The sequence below is a fragment of the Kitasatospora sp. NPDC094015 genome, assembly GCF_040304075.1.
Taxonomy (GTDB): domain Bacteria; phylum Actinomycetota; class Actinomycetes; order Streptomycetales; family Streptomycetaceae; genus Kitasatospora.
The window spans coordinates 442,585-460,711 of record NZ_JBEOUL010000001.1; the positions used below are offsets into that span (position 1 = coordinate 442,585).

9 protein-coding genes and 1 pseudogene are annotated in these 18,127 nt (G+C 68.4%); 4 read left to right on the forward strand and 6 right to left on the reverse strand.

Translation table 11 applies throughout. From position 1 onward, the window contains the following. Positions 1–179: 179 nt before the first annotated feature. Positions 180–1,913, reverse strand: coding sequence for a hypothetical protein (locus tag ABT014_RS02035; protein ID WP_350635796.1), 1,734 nt, complete (start codon positions 1,911–1,913; stop codon positions 180–182). Here ABT014_RS02035 and ABT014_RS02040 point away from each other — a divergent pair. Next, complete coding sequence (locus tag ABT014_RS02040; RefSeq protein ID WP_350635798.1) at positions 1,891–3,837, forward strand: hypothetical protein; 1,947 nt, start codon at positions 1,891–1,893, stop codon at positions 3,835–3,837. The two genes, ABT014_RS02035 and ABT014_RS02040, sit on opposite strands and share 23 nt — an antisense overlap. 248 nt (positions 3,838–4,085) lie before the next feature. On the opposite strand, the gene ABT014_RS02045 is transcribed toward ABT014_RS02040, so the two are convergent. From ABT014_RS02045 to ABT014_RS02055, 3 genes are read right to left on the reverse strand one after another with little or no spacing between them, the layout of a single operon-like run. Continuing rightward, a complete protein-coding gene (locus ABT014_RS02045; protein WP_350635800.1) occupies positions 4,086–5,915 on the reverse strand; it encodes a hypothetical protein in 1,830 nt (609 codons plus the stop codon). Further along, complete coding sequence (locus ABT014_RS02050; RefSeq protein ID WP_350635806.1) at positions 5,908–6,402, reverse strand: ABC-three component system middle component 2; 495 nt, start codon at positions 6,400–6,402, stop codon at positions 5,908–5,910. Before ABT014_RS02050 ends, ABT014_RS02045 begins: the two co-directional genes overlap by 8 nt. Next, positions 6,378–7,583 (reverse strand): ABC-three component system protein, encoded by a 1,206-nt coding sequence (locus tag ABT014_RS02055; protein WP_350635998.1) that lies wholly within the window; start codon positions 7,581–7,583, stop codon positions 6,378–6,380. The genes ABT014_RS02050 and ABT014_RS02055 overlap by 25 nt, the downstream gene beginning before the upstream one ends. 1,478 nt (positions 7,584–9,061) lie before the next feature. Between ABT014_RS02055 and ABT014_RS34545 the strand changes: the two are divergent. From ABT014_RS34545 to ABT014_RS02065, 3 genes and pseudogenes are all read left to right on the forward strand, one after another. After that, a pseudogene (locus tag ABT014_RS34545) lies at positions 9,062–9,280 on the forward strand (Arm DNA-binding domain-containing protein); the annotation flags it as partial. Between the two features lie 3 nt (positions 9,281–9,283). Further along, the gene (locus ABT014_RS02060; protein ID WP_350635811.1) at positions 9,284–10,303 is read left to right on the forward strand and encodes a site-specific integrase; all 1,020 of its coding nucleotides are present in this window, start codon (positions 9,284–9,286) and stop codon (positions 10,301–10,303) included. Between the two features lie 255 nt (positions 10,304–10,558). Next, positions 10,559–10,936: a hypothetical protein gene (locus tag ABT014_RS02065; protein WP_350635814.1), complete on the forward strand. Its 378-nt coding sequence runs from the start codon at positions 10,559–10,561 to the stop codon at positions 10,934–10,936. A 24-nt stretch (positions 10,937–10,960) separates the two neighbouring features. Here the strand turns inward: ABT014_RS02065 and ABT014_RS02070 are convergent, their stop codons facing one another. Continuing rightward, positions 10,961–15,115: an Eco57I restriction-modification methylase domain-containing protein gene (locus ABT014_RS02070; protein ID WP_350635817.1), complete on the reverse strand. Its 4,155-nt coding sequence runs from the start codon at positions 15,113–15,115 to the stop codon at positions 10,961–10,963. Next, positions 15,112–18,063, reverse strand: a complete 2,952-nt coding sequence (locus tag ABT014_RS02075) for a DUF8741 domain-containing protein (RefSeq protein ID WP_350635820.1) — start codon at positions 18,061–18,063, stop codon at positions 15,112–15,114. The genes ABT014_RS02070 and ABT014_RS02075 overlap by 4 nt, the downstream gene beginning before the upstream one ends. Positions 18,064–18,127 lie beyond the last annotated feature (64 nt).

Below are 18,127 nucleotides of genomic sequence, written 5' to 3' on the forward strand. Positions count from 1 at the left end.
TGACGTCCCGTCCGCTCGGTCCGGAAACTGCAGGTCAGGGCCGGTCACGTCCAGCTCGCGTGATGCCTGATGACAACTCATGACACCCAGTCCGTGAGAAGAGCGTGAGAAGCAAGCGCTTCTGCGACCACGGCCGTGACGTGCCCCATAACCTCATTGAGCGCGGAACTTCCCTGGGGTCAGCGGCGGAAGCCCCGCCGCGGGTCGCGGGCTTCGACGTTGTCGAACGGCTCGAACCACGCGGCTGGACGCAGGTCTCCGACAGCCAGCTGCTGATTGGCGTCGGTGTCCGGGCCCTCGATGCCGTCGAAGCGGGAGCTGTAGAGCATTAGCACGTCGGTGTCCTGGAAGAACATGTCGGTGCAGGACCTGAAGTCGTAGTCGTCCCGGTGGACGGGCAGCTCGGCATGGTTCGACGCTTCGGCAGTGCCGATTTCGGCGACCTGGTTCTGGGCGTCGTCGAGGGCGAGGTGCAGGGCGAGTTCCTCGGCAGTACAGGTCGGTTGGGGCCAGCGCCCGTGTTCCAGGTCGTCGGTGAGGTCGTCCACGGCACGGGCGAACTTGCGCCGCCATTGGAGGTCCGTGGCGACAGTGAGTTTCGGCATCCGGGTGAACACACCCCAGGTTCCCTCGTGCGCATCCGGTACCAGCCGGCCGTCACCGAGTTCTTCAGCGTCTTCGTACGCCTCGTCGGCGAGTTCGCACAGCGCTCCGTGGAGGATGTCCGCGGTGCGCGGGGTCAGGTTCCACAGGCAGGAATCGTCCTCGCACTCGGGGTCGTCGCAGTGCACGGGCTCCACCGGGAACAGCGAGGCGAAGTCCGGCACTTCGTCCTGGACGGGCTCTTCAGACTGTTCGGTCAGGAGCAGGTGTGAGCCGGGGCCGAAGTCGGCGACGACGGGATTCCGGCTCCAGCGGGCGACCTCGTGCCCCTTGTCCCGGCGCAGGACGGATCCCTGACCGCGGCCGGTGAGGGTATCGGCGCCGGCGATCTCGATGTCCTCGTCGGTGAGCCACATGACGGCACCGACCACGTCGTACGGATCGTTATCGTATAGTTCCTCGGCCGGCCCGGGGGACCAGCCCTGGGCGCGCGCCGCTTCCAGCAGTGAGCTCCGGTCGTGGATGTGGAACTCCCGGAGCACTGCCACCCTGACCACCTGGCCGGGAAGGTCCCGCAGGCGCGGAACGGGCTTACAGGCCACACTCTCAGCCCTACCGTCCCCTTCGTTGTCGTTGGACTCGGTAGCGGCCTGGTCCTTCTGCTTCTCGGTCCAGTTGGCGAGCGAGCCGGGGTCGGTGGGCCAGGCGCGGGCGAATGCACGGGTCACGGCCTGCCGCAGGGAGGAGGCTGGGGCATCGGGAAGTTGCCGGCAGAGTTCGTCCACGCGATCCGCCGCCCATGTGTCGGGAGTGGACTTCAATGCCTGAAGCAGCAACCGGGTGGCGCGATCGGCCAGTTCCGCATGTCGGCAGGTGAGGACAGCTTGCAGGGAGTCGGGGCCCCGGTCGTGGCTGACACGAACCAGGACGCGGCTCTTGCTCGGGGTGTGTTCGCACAGGAAGTCGAGTGGCACAGCATTAAGTTGCGGTTCAGACATACGGAAACTCCGGGAAAGGCCGGCGCAGTGCGCTCTGGATGAGGAGTTCCGCTGGTGGACGCGCTGCTGACGGGTCCCCGGACGGGTGAAGTCCTTGACGCGGCTGGTTCCGCCGATGCTGTCGGCGGCCCGGACCGGGTGCTGCCGAACACCGTACATGACCTCGGTGCCCCATCCACCCGGATCGGCGGGCCGATCTTCCGGTGATCGCACAATGGAGTCCGGCGGTACGGAATTGTCCGACCGCTGCGGCAGGATGGAGCGACGATTCGTCTTCGGGAGGAGAGCGATGTCCGCCAGCGGCAACCGCATGCCTGTAGGGTTCCTGATCGCCGTCACGGCCGGGGCCGAGCCCGGCTCGGCTGCCGCGCTGATGGCGGCACAGCAGGCGCAGCAGCGCTCCGGCGACCGGCAGATTGGGCAGTTACTGGAGGCGCTCCTGCGCGGGCCCTTCCGGAAGAGCGCGCCAGGCTGGATGCTGACGGCCGCCGTGGCGGAGGGGCTACAGCGGGACGAGTCCGATTACCTCGCCCGCACGAGTGTCGAACTGGCTGCCCTCGCCCTTGGACATCCCGATTTCGACGGGGAGTTGTTGGCGCAGGCCCTGCACGACTGTTCAGCCAGCCGGCTCGGGATGCTCGGCGCTGGCGACCACGCGCCGGCGCTGGGCGCTGCGGTAGCCATCGAGTTGCACCGGCGGGTGCCGCAACGGCCGCACTTCACGTCCGCCATGCTGAAGGATCCGACGCTGGCACAGGAGGTACTCCGGAACGGGCACCTCGACGATCGCGTGTTCGACGCCGCGGTCGCGCTGCTTCCCGGCCTGCCGGATCGCGCACGTTTGGAGGGCGAGAGCGCCACGGGATGGTCGGATCGGTTCTTGGCGGAGTACGACGCCTGGAAGCGCATGTGGCGGGCCGTACTGCAACAGCAACCAGACCGCCACGCCCGGTTCGTGACGGTCGTGGACGGACCCGAGGCGCGCACAGTCATCGAGGAGCAACTGCTCGGCAGCCTGCCGTGGATGGTGGAGCCCGAACTACTCCGCCGGATTGCGCTAGCGGACCTGGCCACGTTCGACTCCGCCATGCTGACGACGCGGATCTGCGAGGTCGTGATCGGTGGGGCCTCCGAGGAGTCCGCCCGAGAGCAGTTCGCCACCGAGCTGGCCGCGCTCGGCGACACCGAGCGCAAGGGCCTGAGCCTTTACCTGGGGCAGGATGCCCTACTCGGCGTCGAGCACGGCTACGAGGCGGCGGTCTCATGGGTGAAGCAGGCAGCGGACGGGCAGTGGCGGCTCATCCTCCACCCCACCGAGGCAAAGCCCTCCTACGGTGATCCCCACCTATGGCGCATGCCGCCGGACGAACTCGCCCGGTTGGCGGTTCGGTTCGCGATGGCTGCCGAGCAGGCCCTGCAGACCTGGCAGCCGAAGAAGCTCTACGGCATCAGCCGGGCCGCCGACCTCTGCTGGGTGCACGCCATGCTGGTACACCTTCCCGAGGTGACAGCAGAGACGAAGGCGACCGTTCAACTCATGATCTGCGACGCCCAGCGCAGCACGAGCCGTCCCCGCTCCTACAGCCACCGGGACTACGACGACCACCAGCAGTTCACGAAGCTGCTCACCGACATCACCCGGATTGTCGCTGACCCACTCCCCCAGCCGTCTGCCACCCGCCGAGCGGCACTGGGCGATCCCGCCGAAGTAACGCCTCGCCAGCTCTCTGCCGTGAAGCCCGAGGTCCTGGCTGCGTACTTGGACCAGCACGTCGGCAACGACCAACTGGTCGAGAAGGCCCTGCTCTCCCTCGCCCGACGAGGTACCTTCCGGAGCGAACCGGCTTTCCCCAACATCCTCGCCCGGCACTCCGATCCGAAGCAGGCCATTCACACCCTCACTCGCGAACTGCGCAGCCGACTCGGCGGGGCTCCCGTTGACCGCGAGTCCTGGGCCAGACACGTCCTCGCGCTGCCCGACTGCGACCACGAGACCATCCTCGCCCTCCCAGCCTGGACGGCACTCACCGTCGGTGGCCCCCGCTACCGGGACAGTACGCACCCCGCCGTCCTCGCCCTGGTGGCCGCCGCGCTCGGCGACGGCCACCAGGCTTGGCAGCGCTTCGCAGAAAGCCCGATCAGCCACGCCGGCCCCACCGCCTGGCTCCGCCTCGGTGAGGTCCTCGACGCCGCCGCTCACGGAACCCAGTGGCCGAAGCCGCCCGCGTCCCGCTGACCTGCGGTCCGGCCGCAGAAAGCTGCCGGGCTGCCGGGGTCCGGCACCCCGGGTCTGGGCTGCCGCACTTTGGACAAGCAACGAATCTTCGGGTCAGTCGGCCGAGGCACAGCCTTCCCAGGTGTACCGCAGCTGGTAGCTGCCGGCGCCACTGGACGGACGGGCACGGTAGGTAGTGATAGGGGCGGTCAGCCGCAGGGGACCGCGAGCTTCGGCAAAGCCGCCATGGCTGTCCACGAACCCTGGGCTCAGGCGAGTCCTGGCCTTGCAGGGAAGAATCCGCGCCTGCCGTTCCCCGTCCTGCGGAACATCACCACGTGGGCCTGCTCGACGACGTCAAGGGGAGGTGGCGTGTTCTCCACGATGATCGTCTGCCCTGGCGCATCGAGGAAGTGTCGATAGAAGCTGTCATTGACCTCCGGAGCCAGCCGCGCCTCGTCCTCGTCACGGAGCTGACCATAGGTCACCAACGGTGAGTCCAGCACGAGGAAACCCAAGTGCGGGAGCCTGCGGTCGATGCAGTACTCGGCCAGCGCCGCCGAGAATGCGGAGCGCAGCAGCGCCTGCATTCCCCGGCCGTGCTCGGCGCGGGCCTGGCCGCCGGCGCGGACGTCGCCGCTGTAGGGGTCGTAGCCGGCGTGCTCGGTGCCTGGTACGTGCCATCGTTCGAGGATCCGCTGGAGCACAGAATCGAACACTCGCACCGTCCGTCCGGGGACGAGCGAGTCTGCACGTTTGGTGGGCATCGCTCCGGCGGCGACCAGTTCGGCGCGGTGCTCGTCGAGTTCACCGATGCGCGCCAGCACTTCGAGGTTGCGCTCGATCTCCGATCGCTCTGCCAAGATCTGGTCGAGCTCGCCCTTCGCCGGGAGGAGCTGCTCCTCGATCATCAGGATCGTGCGGTCGAGTTCGGCGCCTCTGGCACGCATCCGCTCCTGTTGGTGGAGGAGGTCGTCCCGCTGTTCCTCCAGGTCGGCGATGGTGAGCCGGAGGTCGGCAAGCAGGGCCTGGGTCTTGGAGGTCTCCGCAGTGACCGCCTCGTTTAGGTGGGTAGTCTCGTGGTTGTCATGCGCGGGTTCCTGGTGCTCGGGCTCCGCCCCGCAGAACACGCAGCGGCCGGCCTGGAAGTAGCCAAGCAGATTGCCAGCCTCGCTGACCATATCCAGCCGAGCGAGGTCCGACTCGTACTGTCGTCGGAGGATGTCGAAACGCCCCAGCAGGTCGCGTACTTCGCCCAGGCGCACCGCCAGTCCTTCCTCGGCTTCGGTGTGCTTCGTCCGTTCGGCCACGATTCGGCTCTGTCGCTCTGTCGCCTCGCGCAACGAGGTCGTCACCGTGTCGAGGGTGGCCGCCAGTCGGACCTGGCGTGCCCGCAGTTGACCCTCGTTCTCCTGAGTGGTCTGCTTCGCTGACAGGTCGATCACCAGTTGGTCGAGTAGGGCGATCTTGCCCTTCTGGATGCGGCGTTGGGCGGCGTTGGGTACTTTGCTCGCCGGTGGCTCGTCCTCACCGGTGAGGACGAGTTTCATCACGGACCTGGCGGCGGTCTTCGCGGCGTTGCCTCGGACCCGCTGCGAGGGCGGCGTCTGGTCGACCATCCGTTCGTCGGTGACGACTGCCAGGTGGGTGAGGTCGGCGAGTCTGAGGTGCTCGGTGTTTCCTGCTTCGTTAGTGCGGATGTACGCGTCCGCCAAGCCAAGTCGGTCGAGCAGGTAATGGGAGACGTCGCGCCGGTTCTTCGTCCGCCGGGCGTACAGCACCGTGTCGGGCGCAGCGTGGACGAGGCCCCGGAGGTCGGCTTCGTGTACGTGCACGTTGTTGCTGCTTGGTGCCCGTACGAGGGTGAGCGGACTGCCGTCCGGCAGGAGCAGCCCGAGCAGGATCTGGCTGTAGCCGTCAGAGTGCGGGATCGCGGGCGTGATGTGCCCGCCGAGCATGTAGTCGATGGAGTCGACGACGAAGGACTTGCCCGTGTTGGAGTCACCGCAGATCAAGGTGAACGTCGGGGAGAAGGCGACCTGCGCGTCGGGGAGACCGGAACCGGCGTAGGTGAGGTGCGTCAGCGTGAGGTCATTCATTTCCGTCCCCCGAGTGGTGCGCGCTCGCGGAGAACTGCTCGCGCCAGGTCTGCGTGATGGCCCGCGTGGCCGCCAGCGGGTCGGTGTGTGGGGCGAGTCGCTCCACTGCCCAGGTCGCCCGCTCGCACAGCCAGCCGATGTAGGGCGCTTCGAAGATCCCTAGGAAGCTGGAGCCTCGGGCGGTCGCACGGTAGACCAGCCCCTCGGCCGTGGCATCGATCGAGGCCAGGCCGGCCCGCATCAGGACGGCCAGCCCCTCGTGGAGGAGTTCGCGTTTGCGGCCGAGTTCGCCGGGCTGGGCAGGCAGTTCGGGCAGCAGGCTGGGCGGCCCGCCGAACCGCTCGCTGTGCAGGACCGCGTGGTCGAGCACAACGAGCGCGGCGAGATCGAGTGCCTCCGGGTGGGCCTCGGCGAGCAGGGCCAGAGCCCGCATGCCCACCTCCACTGGACCATTGAGGACGTTCACTGCTCGCCTCCGTCGCACCACGTCAATTTGTCATCGTTCGCGAACTGGTGGCACATGCCCTTGCGTTGGACCTGCTGGAAGTGCGACGCGATGACCGATCCCGACACCTGCAGATTCCCGGCCTGGGTGACCACCGCCCGCAGCCGGTGCCAGCCCGACTCGTGCTCGTCGTCCGCCACTTCCACCAGGTTGGCGAGCACATCGTCCTGCAGTTCCGTGTAAGCGTCGCCCGGGACACTGTCCCGGGCGTACATTCGCAGTGCTTCGGCTGCGTAGAACGCCTCGCGCTGCCGCCGCAGATGACTCCCGGACCGAGCATGGCCGAAGGCCTCGTCCACCGTCATGATCTGCTCCCCAAACCGCTCCCGGTACACATCGACCAACTGTTCCAGGAACCGGGCTTCATCGACGGCAGGCTTGGGCGGCACGGGGAGCTTCTCGGGTTCGCCAGAAGGGGGGTAGTTGAAGCGGGCGGCGAACAACGGGGACTTGCTGTAGACCTCCAGCATCTCGTCCAGGTTGACGGTCCAGAACATAGAAAATTCGGTGGCCTCGGCGAGCTTCGCGATGTCCCTGAGGAGCTGCGCGGGTAGCTTCGTCACGGTCTGGGAGCGACCGCCCAGGTATTCCAGGAAACGGGACTTGAGCTCGTCAGGTGTCAGCACCAAGTCCTTGAGCCGAGGGTGGATCCTGGGGGCGACGAAGGTGTACCGCGTCGGCAGCGTCCTGGTGGTCTCGACCGCCGCGACGAAGGGCTTGACCATCTCTGGCAATGCGTCGGCAAGGGCCAGATCGTCGTGATAGAGCTTGCACTGGAAGCAGTGCCACTCGCCGTTGAGACGCCGCGCGGTGAAGAATGCCACCACGTCGGCGCCCCGGTCGTTGTTGCCGCCGATGATCTCAGCACCCAAGTAGCCTTCCTCCGGCGCCCGCATGCGCACCCACTCATGTGTGAAGCGCTCCCACTCGGCAGGCTCCCAGTACCAGACCTGCTGTAGGGGAGTGCGCCGGTCGAACTGGTTGGGCGGCACGAGAGCAGCCGGAACGGTGTACTGCGACACGGACACGGCACTCACCGCGATGTCCGGCCCACGCGACAGATCTTCCATCCCCACCCCCAACGCGCCACCGTGATCAAGCGCACTGAGTGTCCATACCACCACGGAACGCCGACGAAAACTCCGCTCCCACTGCTGATGCACCAACTGCCGCTGCTTGCCCCGGCCGCACACTGCTCGATGGCGGCGAAGCAGTCCGTCACAACAGAGATCCAGTCAATGCCGCAGTGCACCAGGTAGCTGGCGAACTGCGGCTCCCCCTCGAACGCGGCAACGGAGTCCGACCGGTCGGCCACTCTGACGGCGGCCATCGATACCTGTAACGGCACCCCCGCCCAGAGCTAGACCATCGCACCTAACAGCTGACCGATCACTGGAGGGAGCCCACCCGGCCCTACCAGCCGGGTGGGCCCCCGATTACTGGGCGTTCAGCCCATAGCTTCGAGACGACCTGCTACTCCAGTTGCCGTCGTGGGAGGTGCGGCAACGGCCCTGACGCCGCACCAGGAGCGGCCGCGCATCGAGCCGCGCGATGTGGGCTGCGGCCACCTCGTCATCTGCCGATTCATCTGCCGCTGCGGCAGCCGCAGGACCTGTCGGCGCACACTTGATCAGAGTCGGAAAGCGTCAAGTGCAAACCCGTCAGGCTGAGCCTGCGATCACGGCGAGCAACCATCGAAGGCATAGTTGTGACAGACATAGCAGACATGAAGGTGGGAACGACGCAGATAGTCACCGGTTCACGATGCCAAGCGGCCTCCAGGCCCGGTGCCGAACCGTGAAACCGTGAGACGAATGTGAGAGGCAGGCTCCAGGACGCGCCAGAGGCCGCATCCTCACGAAGGAGAAAACGGCCTCTGACCTGCGACAATGGAGCGAACTCCAGTCGGGACGACAGGATTTGAACCTGCGACCCCTTGACCCCCAGTCAGGAAGGGTTCTCCTATTCCTGCCTGAAATGCGCTCGCACACACGTCGTGCGTGTGCAGATGAGCACGTTTCGCGCACCTCGTGCGGCAGCGCGCAGGACGTGTGGTCCCCAGTTGGTCCCCAGGTCAGGGGCTTGACGGAGAGTCCGGGTGGCGTTCATGTCTCCAGGGTAACGCCACTCCGACCGGGAATCCAGAGACCCCTGAAGATCTCCCAGAAAGTCATCGGTCCGGGGCCTTGAACCGCCGAGATAAATCAGCCCGATCCGGACCGAAAGGCAGCCAGAAAATAGCCACCTCAAATCCCGGCTCCTCCCATGCCATTCGGGTTCACGGAATTCTCGGCGCTCGCCGTAGGACATTCCGGGGACCGGTCCGAGGCTCGGCGCCACCGCACCGCATGTGCTCGGGGTTGTACGAGCCCAACAACCCACGGCCAAGCGGCAGACCACCTTCTCCCGGCCCGCGGCCACTCTTCCGAGCCAGCGACCCCGTGCGGGTCGATGTTGCGCGATCAAGCTGCCCTACCCACCACCCGCACAGTGTGATCACCGTCGCGGCGTGTCGCCAGCGCGTGTCCCGGCCAGTCGGCCTTGCCCGTGCTCCAGGCCCCACTCCACACGCCCTGCCGCCACACCCACCACTTCCACAACTCTGGACACGCCATCACCACCAGGTTCGAGGAGGACTCCCATGGCGCAGCGTCCCAAGCGGGGCAGGGTGTATCGGCGGTGCGGGTGCACGGACGGCAGCAGCGGGAAGCAGTTGGGTTCGTGGTGTCCGCGGCTGGCCGCCGATGCCGCGCACGGCCGGTGGACGTACGCGGTGGACCTGGCGCCGGAGGACGGCAGGCGCCGGACTCGGCGGCGGGGTGGGTTCGCCAGTCGGGCGGAGGCGGCCCGGGAGATGGCGCGGGTGCTGAATGCCGAGTACCGGGGCGTGTACGAGGACCGGACGCTGCGTGTCAGGCTGTTCCTGTACGAGTGGCTGGAGGCGAAGCGCCCGGCGCTGGCGCCGAACACCTGGGCGGGATATCGGGCGTGTATCGAGCGTGATCTGGTCCCGGCGTTCGGCGGCATGCTGCTCGTCGACCTGCGGCCCAAGCACATCGACGCCTGGGTGAGCACCCAGCTCGCCGCCGGCCGCGGGCGCACCACCGTCCACCACGCGGTGGCCATGCTGCGAAATGCCCTGAACCACGCGGTGCGGACGTGGCGGCTGCGCTACAACCCGGCCAAGCACTCCGTGCCCGCCAAGCCCCGCGCCGCCGTACGCGTCTGCTGGACCCCCGACCAGGCCGCCGCGTTCCTGCGCCACAATGCCGAGCACTACGCGGACCGGCTCACCGACCTGTTCGAGGTCATGCTCGGCACCGGCATGCGCCGCGGCGAGGTCCTCGCCCTGCACTGGTCCGACGTCCACCTCATGGACCGCCAGCTCTACGTCCGCTGGACCCTGACGGCCGTGAACAACGGGAAGATCCACCTCAACGAGCCCAAGACCGAGGCCAGCCGCGCATGGATCAGCCTCTCCCCCAGAGTCATCGCCGCCCTCCACCGCCAAGCCGCCCTCCAGATGGCCGCCCACCCGGAAGGCAAGCTGGAGGGCCTGGTCTTCGCCCGCCCGGACGGCGAACCCCTGCGCCCGCAGTGGGTCCTCGACCAGCTCCGCAAACGCACCGCCGAACTCGACCTTCCGAAGATCGGTCTGCACGACCTGCGCCACACCGCGGCCAGCATCATGATCGCCGCCGGCATCCCCCTCGCCGTCGTCTCCAAGACCCTGCGCCACTCCAACCTCGCCATCACCGTCGATCTCTACGGTCACCTACTCAAGGACTCCGCCGACGAAGCTGTCGTCGCCCTGGCCGCCGCGCTTGACCGCGCTGATGCCGGACTTGAACGGATCCCTCGGAGCTTGTGCCGGGCTGCGTAGGCCCTGAGCTTCAACCCAGTTGGCAGTGCGGCTGGTTGTACCAGGCGAACGCCGGAGTATGCAGGCCGATCCTGGGCGGGCCGTCCCGAGACCGCAGCCGACGCCGTACACACAGTCCAGCTGATCCCCGAACAGCAAGGCATCTCCGCCGGCCAGAACGCGGAGGAGGCCTGTCGAGCGGAGCAGGCCGCGCGCAGTGCCCTGGAAGGCAGGCTTCGTACCATCCTGGAGAAGCTGCTGGAGATCTGCCAGCACGTGACCACCGAGGAGGACCCCCGCAGCGGATGGCTACGTGTCATCGTCACTGAGCACGGCCACGATCAAGAGACGGGAACCAACTCTGTCGGTGCCAAGACCCTTCGCCAGGCGCTGTCCGATCTCGATGTCGCCATCACTTCCCTGGAAGACGACTTCAACGAGCAGGTCCAGACCGAGATCAAGGGAGTCGTCTTTTCCAAGCTCCGCAAGGACATCAATGTCCGGATTCACACAGCCGAGAAGATCGTCAAAGAAATCCGCACCACGCTCACGAAGGTGCGCACCGGCGTCGCCCGTGTTGGTGTGAAGCTGGACTGGAAGCCCAAGAACGAGTGGGCCGGGTTCGTCACGGACCTCGGGCGGGAAGGGGTCTGACCCACCCGCCCGAGGCTGCGGCACTCAGGCCTCGTGACGCGGTCCCTTGCCCGGCGGCGGATCCACTACGGTTCGGTACTCGTCGCCGGTTGCGCCGGCCTCTTCCATGCGGTCGTAGATGTCGAGAATGAGGTCCTTGGTGCGGTAGGCGCCGCCGTGGGCAGCCTCGTCCTCGCGCTTCACCACGGGGAAGGTGTTCATGACGTACTCCGCGTCCGCCCGGCTGACCCCGTAGAGGTGGAAAAGCGCCGCGTCCAGTTCCACGCGCAGCTGCTCACGACGTCCCTCGTCCCACCTGAACGGGGCTCCCTCGTAGCCAAGGTCTTCGGCGAAGGCGGCCATGTCCCGGCTGGTGTAGGCGAGTTCCACCACACGAGCGGTGAACCACTCCGCCCCGCCTGGCACCGCGCGGAAGCCGGCGGGCCGCGGAACCGGGAGTTGGTAGAGGTAGCCGTACGTCAGGTGCGTTCCGGCGATCTTCTGCCGGATCACGTAGTCGAAGACGAACGACGACATGCACGCCTGGAGCAGCGCAGCCGACTCGGCGCCCTCCGGGAACATGAGCGGGTTGGTGTGCCCGACGCCGTACGGCGGGAGCACGGTCGCCATGGTCGTCCGGGTGTCAGTGGAACGGGCGATGTCCCGCCACCCCATCAGCCACCCCTTCCACCACTTCCGCTCAGCCAGCCGTGTCTCCACTCCCGCCCACATGATCCGGCCACCCTTCTTATCCCGCTTACCGGAGTCCACATCCTGCTCCGGCACCCAGTACCGAGGCATCGGAGCGAAGTCCGGGTCGTCGTGCTGTTCCGGCGTCACACGCGGGAGGGTGCCGACGTTGGCCTGGGCCTGGGTCTGGCCCTCGTACGTGCCGAGGCGGTGGTCGAAGTGGTGGAGCATCTTCGCCTCGTACAGCGGAAGGTAGCGGCGCGTCTTCCCTTCTTCGTCGATGTGCGTGAAGACGTTGCCGGTCAACTGCCAGCTTTCGTCGGCCAGTTCCTGCCCGCCCCGGAACAGGTGGGAGTCGGAGGCCATGTTGAACAGGCCCTGCCGGAAGGTCAGGCCCCATGGGTTGCTGCCGCCCCTGCCGAATTCGTCCGGCTCCTTTAGCAAAACCGGGACTCGGCTGTAGAGGCCGAAGGTGATCTCCGCGTCGCGCCGGGACTCAAAGACCGGGAGGTTCCCCGTGTTCGGGTTGACCAGCAGGATCTCCTCCAGCGGCATGGCGAACCGGCGGGCAGGCAGGTCCTCCATGTACCAGGTACCGAAAGCGAAGGAAGCCTCCCGGACCTGTTCCTCCCGGCCAGTGACCGTGAGCAGACAGAAGCGCGTCGAATGGTGCACGTCCCGGCTCAGCACCCACGCCTCATTCTTGAAGTCCAGGAAGGACACCAGCCGCTTCGAGCGCACCAGATCGGAGAAGAACGGAGCCGTCGTCGCGTCCGTGGCGATGCCCGTCTGCAGGACCAGCCCAAACCGCCCTCGCGGCGCGATCCCGTGCGACGCCGCCTCCGCGAACAGCGGATACGTGTTCAGCTTGCCCCGCGCGGCCAGCGGGAACCGACCCGACCAGCGCGCGAGATGAGAGAAGCCGTCGGACAGCCGCTTGTCGGCGATGTACTCGGCGTGCAGTTGCCGGTCGGCCTCGTCCTCGCTTTCCACGAGCTTGTCGATCAGGGTCTGCCGCGCCGCCTGGTTCGCGGCCTTGGCGATCTCCGGGGCGACAGTGGCGAAGTACTCCTCCGTCTTGAACTCAAGGGTCTCCCATGGCGGATTCCCCAGCACACAGCTGAACCCGCCTTTCCACCCGGTCCGCTCGTCCACTCCCGGCGCCTTCGCATCCGCCGGAACCCGGAACACCTCCGGGAACTCCAGGTGCCAGTGGAAGAAGTGGTACTCCTCCCGCAGCCGGATGACCTCCTCCACCGTGCCGTCCGGCAGGCTCGCGCCGCCGTCCTCGGAGTGCAGGGTCAGCAGGGACTTCGTGGTCAGCGCGGGCGGTGTCGCTGTCTTCATCTTCTTCCAGACGAACGCCGCGCACCACGCGTCGGCCAGCTCAAGTGCCCGAATGTAGTCCGGGGAGGTGGTCAGCTCCCGATACGCCTTGGCCTGGTTCTGGACATCCTCCAGCTCCTGCGAGTTCGCGCCCGTGATCACCGAGACCTTCTCACCGAACTCCGAGTTGGACTCGGTCAGCACTTCCTCCTCCGCGAACAGCGCGTCTTGGTTCACCCCGTGGCGCAGCGCGACCTTCCACGCCGTCCGCTCCGCGGCGTTGCGCTTCTTCAGGTCGGTGACGTGCTTCGGCTCGTCGCCCTCCAGCGGCTTGAACGCGTCGTCCGGCAGGCCCTCGGCCAGCAACTTCGGGGTCGTGCCGAGCAACCCGTTGCCGTGCTTGATGTGGGCGTCGAGGAAGGTGAGGGGCCGGCCCGGCTCCATCGCCTCGATCCACAGGGACACCTTGGCCAGCTCCACGGCCATCTTGTTGAGGTCGACGCCGTACACGCACCGCGCGATCACGTCGCGCAGCGCGTGCCGTACGTCCTCGGCGCTCGGCTCGGGGTCGTCCGTACGGATTTCGGCGAGGCGACGAGCGATACGGCGGGCGGCGGCGACCAGGAAGTGGCCGGAGCCGCAGGCGGGGTCGCACACTGTCAGGGCGAGCAGCGCGTCCTCGCGCTCCTTCTTCGTCGTACCGGACTTGACCGCCTTCTCGATGACCGGGTCGAGTGCGGAGTCGAGGAGGCAGTCGATGAGCGGGGACGGGGTGTAGTAGGAGCCGGAGGTCTTGCGGTCGTTGCCGTCTAGCTTGGCCAGGACGTACTCGTTGCCCTCGCCGAGGCGCGGCTCCAGTTCGAGCAGGGACTCGTAGACCGAGCCGAGCTCGTCGGCGCCGAGGTGTCGGTAGTCGACCTTGCGGGGGCGGCCCAGCTTGGCGTCGTACACCTCGGACAGGGCGTGTACGGCCTCGTAGAGGGACTGGTTGGACAGGCTGAGGCCGTCCAGAATCGCGTCCGTGGCGGTGGGCTCGAACAGGCCGCCCAGCGCCGGGAGTCCGAGTTCGGGGCGACCGCCGGGGGTGCCGAGGCCTTCGATGACCAATCGCAGCGCCTGCCACTGGTCGGCGTGAAGGGTGCCGGTGCGGCGGGCGACGCGGCGCAGGCGGGCCGTGGAGAAGTACTTCTCGTACGTCTCGCGGGCCTTCTCGGTGGCGTCGGGGTGCAGAAGCAGGTCGCGGTCCTCGGTGACAAAGAGGAACAGCAGGCGGTAGGCGAGGCGCAGCATGGCCGGGTGGAGGTCGTCGCGGACGTTCTTATCGCGGGTGCGCAGGGCGTCGCGTAGGCGGGCGTTGTCGGGGTGGGCGATCAGGCCCGTGCCAATCACGGTCAGGGCCTTCTCGACGCCCTTGCGGAGTTCCTTCAGGGCCCGGGTACCGCTGTCGATGGCCTCGGTGCGCCACTTCTCCAGGGGGCAGGTCGCGGCCGGGTCGCCCTCGGCGCGGGGCTCGAAGCGGGTGCGGTGCAGCAGGCGCCACAGGAGGACGAAGTCGTCGGAGCGGTCGCCGTCGAAGATCGCCCGGAGGTCGAACTCGATGAACGCGGCGCCAGTGAGGGACGCGGACTCGCGCAGCAGGCGCAGCTGGCAGCCGTTGGAGAGGACGCCCCAGAGGGTGGAGTCCGCCGAGCGGTTGAGGTACTCCTGCACCATCGACTGGGGGGCTTGCTTGGCCAGTTCAGTGGTACGCGTGTCGAGGGGCACATTCCAGCCGGTGAGGTGGACGGGTACGTGCGCCCAGCGGTGGCTGACCTCGAAGTCCTTCTCGCCGTCGTGGGAGGGCAGGCCGGGCGCGGGGACGGGGGCGAGGGCGCCGAAGCCGAGCTGCTCGAAGAGGGGCAGCAACCAGCGTTCGGTGGTGACGCCGACCGCGTGCACGCCAGGGTCGGCGTCGGCACCGTCGCGGGCCAGGGCGTCCTGGTAGGCGGCCCACACCCCGCGCAGGTAGCCCCAGGAGCGCTCGGCGGCGTCCCGTACCGAGTCGCCCTTGGCGTACAGGCGGTAGTCGGCGGGCTTGGAGCCGGTCTGCTCCTTGCCCTCCTTGATCCGGACCAGAAGGTCGTATGGCAGGAGGCCGCCGACTGTGGCGACGGTGTCGGTGACGAGGGTCCTGGCGGTGCTCATGCGCCCACTCCCTGGGAGAACGTCGGGGCCGGGCGGTAGTGGTACACACCCAGGATGTCCGGGTCGCCCTGGGGGACGACCTTCAGGCCGGCGAGACGGGCGCGGGAGGCGGTGCGGACCCTGCGGTGCGAGGCCTCCAGGTTGCGGCCCAACTCGGCCGACTGGTCTCGCAGTTCGGGCATGATCGCGGACAGGGCGGTCAGGATCTCGGCGATGTGCTCGGTGGCGAACTTCGGGTCGGTGTTCTGTGTGGCGCGGGCTTCGAGGAGGGCCACGGCCTCGTCCTCCGGAAGCCACTCGGGGGCGTCGGGCCTGCCGCGGTAAGCGACCACTCGGGCGTCCTCGGCGAGCTGCTCGCGCACCGAGCCGTCGCGGGCGGGCAGGTTCAGCTGGAAGCGGTGGCGCACCAGCAGGAGCGTGGTGTTCCGCTCCACGGCCTTCGTACGGATGACTCCGCAACGGCGCGCCGGGCGCTGCCACTCCGGGACCTTGCCGGCGTCGTCCAGGGCCGCGTCCAGGACGAAGCGGGCGACGGCGGCGACCACCGGGTCCGTGCGGGTGAGGGCGGCCTCGCCGCGCGGGGCGCTGGAGGCGTCGTGGAAGACGACCGGGCGGGGGTGGCGGGGGCCGAGCGCGTGCGAGACGGTATCGCGCAGGCCCTGCGGGAGGGCGTCGGTGTGCGCGGTGAAGCCGCCCTGCTTCGTGGGGGCGGGCATGCCGCGCAGGGCGCCCAGGGCGCGGCGGGTGAAGTCCCGTACCTCCTCGCCGGTGCCGAGCGCGGCACGGACCTCGTCGACCTCGGCCGCCACCTCGGCCTTCTTGATGGTGAGCTGGGCGTACCGGGAGCGGTAGCGCTTCTCCCGCTCGGCGGAGGACTGCCAGGCGATCTCCAGCTGCTCGGCCACCTCCTCCTGCGCGAACAACCCCTCCTGCTCGTACGCCGGCCGCTCGCCGCGCAGAATCAGGCCCTCGAACACGGCCTGCATGGCGCTCTCGGACTCCTGCGGCACGGGCACGGAGATGCCGGTGACGCGGCGGATCCGCTCGTGCTTGCGAAGCAGGACGTTGAGGACGATGCCGTCGACGGGGTTGTCGGCGCCGTAGAGAGTGAGCGCCTTGACGACGTCGGTGCGCTGGCCGAAACGGTCCACGCGACCCTCGCGCTGTTCGTGGCGGGTCGGGTTCCACGCGAGGTCGTAGTGGACGACGGCGTCGAAGGACTCCTGGAGGTTGACGCCCTCGGACAGGCAGTCGGTGGCGACCAGCACGCGGCGCTCCGGCGCGGGGTTGCCCTCCTCATCGGTGCCGGTCAGCTCGGCGATGCGGGTGACGCGCTGGTCGGGCGAGAGTTCGCCGGTGACGGAGGCGACCGCGACCGGGTGTTCGGTGCCCTTCTTGTTGAGGATTTTCTTGAGGTGGTCGGCCACGTAGTCGGCGGTCGCGATGTAGCGGCAGAAGACGATGGGCCGGTAGCCCTTGTCGAGGAGGTCGGAGACGGTGGTGATCAGCTTCTTCAGTTTGGCGTCGCGGGTCGGGCCGTAGAGCTTCTTGGCCGATTCGGCCATCGAGACCAGACGGGCCTTCTCCCCGTCGTCGGCCTCGCCGTCGACCTCGGCACCGGCGTCCGCGGGGAGGCGGGTGCCCGGTACGGCGTCCGCGGACTCGGGGGTCTCGCTGTCGGCCGGGTCGGAGACGGTGCGCTCCCCGGTGCGGTCCGCCTCGGCGGGGGTGTCCGCCTCCTCGACGCCAGCGCGCGTGTTCAGGGACTGCACGGCGGCGGCCGGAGAGGAGGACAGGGTGCGCAGCAGGGCGAGGGTGGACCACCAGCGCTGACGCTGCTGGAGGGCGCCGTCGGCCGCGCGTACGGTCTCGCGAGCGTACGACAGGACCTCGTCGAGGAGCTTCTTGTAGTCGCGGTGCAGGGTGTAGGCGGTCTCGGCGGTATCCCGGGAGGACGGGAAGTGCGCGCCGTCCTGGAAGTCCTCGCGGATGTCGGCGCGACGGCGCTGCACGAAGAACTCGGCGAGCAGCCTGCGGCCCGCGTCCGTGTCGAGGGGGACGGCGGCCAGGCGGTCGTCGAGCAGCCCGATCAGTCGGCGAAAGGGCTCTTCCTTGCCGCTGTGCGGGGTGGCCGTGACCAGCAGGAGATGGCGGTCGGTCCGGTCGGCGAGGGCGCGCAGCAGCGCGTACCGCTGCTGGGAAGAGCGGGCGGACGCGCCGACCGTGGTGTCGGAGACGCAGGAGTGCGCCTCGTCGACGATAACCAGGTCGGGGCAGTGGCGCAGGAAGTCCTCGCGGTGGCGGGGGGATTTGATGAAGTCGGTGGAGACGACGTACGCGCCGTCCGGGCGGAACACCGACTGGCCGTACGGGGTCTCACGCTCCAGACGGCCGATCGTGGAGGGCAGCACGAGACGGGCGTCGATGCCGAACTTGCCGTACAGCTCGGCCCACCACTGCTCGGCCAGGGCGGGCGAGCACAGCACGACCATGCCTCGTGCGTCGCCCTGCGCCAGTAGCTCGGCGGCGATCAGCCCGGCCTCTACGGTCTTGCCGATGCCGACGTCGTCGGCGATCAGCAGCCGGACGGTGTCCTGACGCAGCGCCATCAGCAGCGGGACCAGCTGGTAGGGGCGGGGGTCGACGGCGATCGAGGCGAGCGACCGGAATGGGCCCGCGCCGGAGCGGAAGCCGATGCGCAGGGCGGTGCGCAGCAGCCCGGCGGCCTGCTGGTCACCCAGGTCGGTGGGAGTGGGCGGGGCGAAGGTGGCAGGGACGACGGTCTCCAGGCCGGGTAGGACGCCCGCGATGTCGTCGTCGGCGCCGCCGAGCGGGCGCAAGACGAGGAGGTCGGGTGTGGAGTCGGGCAGCACGACCCACTCGCGGCCCCGGGCGTGGACGAGGGAGCCGACGGCGTATTGCCGGGTCGGCTGGGCGGCGGTGGTCATGCGGGCCTTCCGGGTCGGGGCGGTAGGGGTCGTTCGGGGCAGTGGCCGGAGCGCTCGTTGGCGG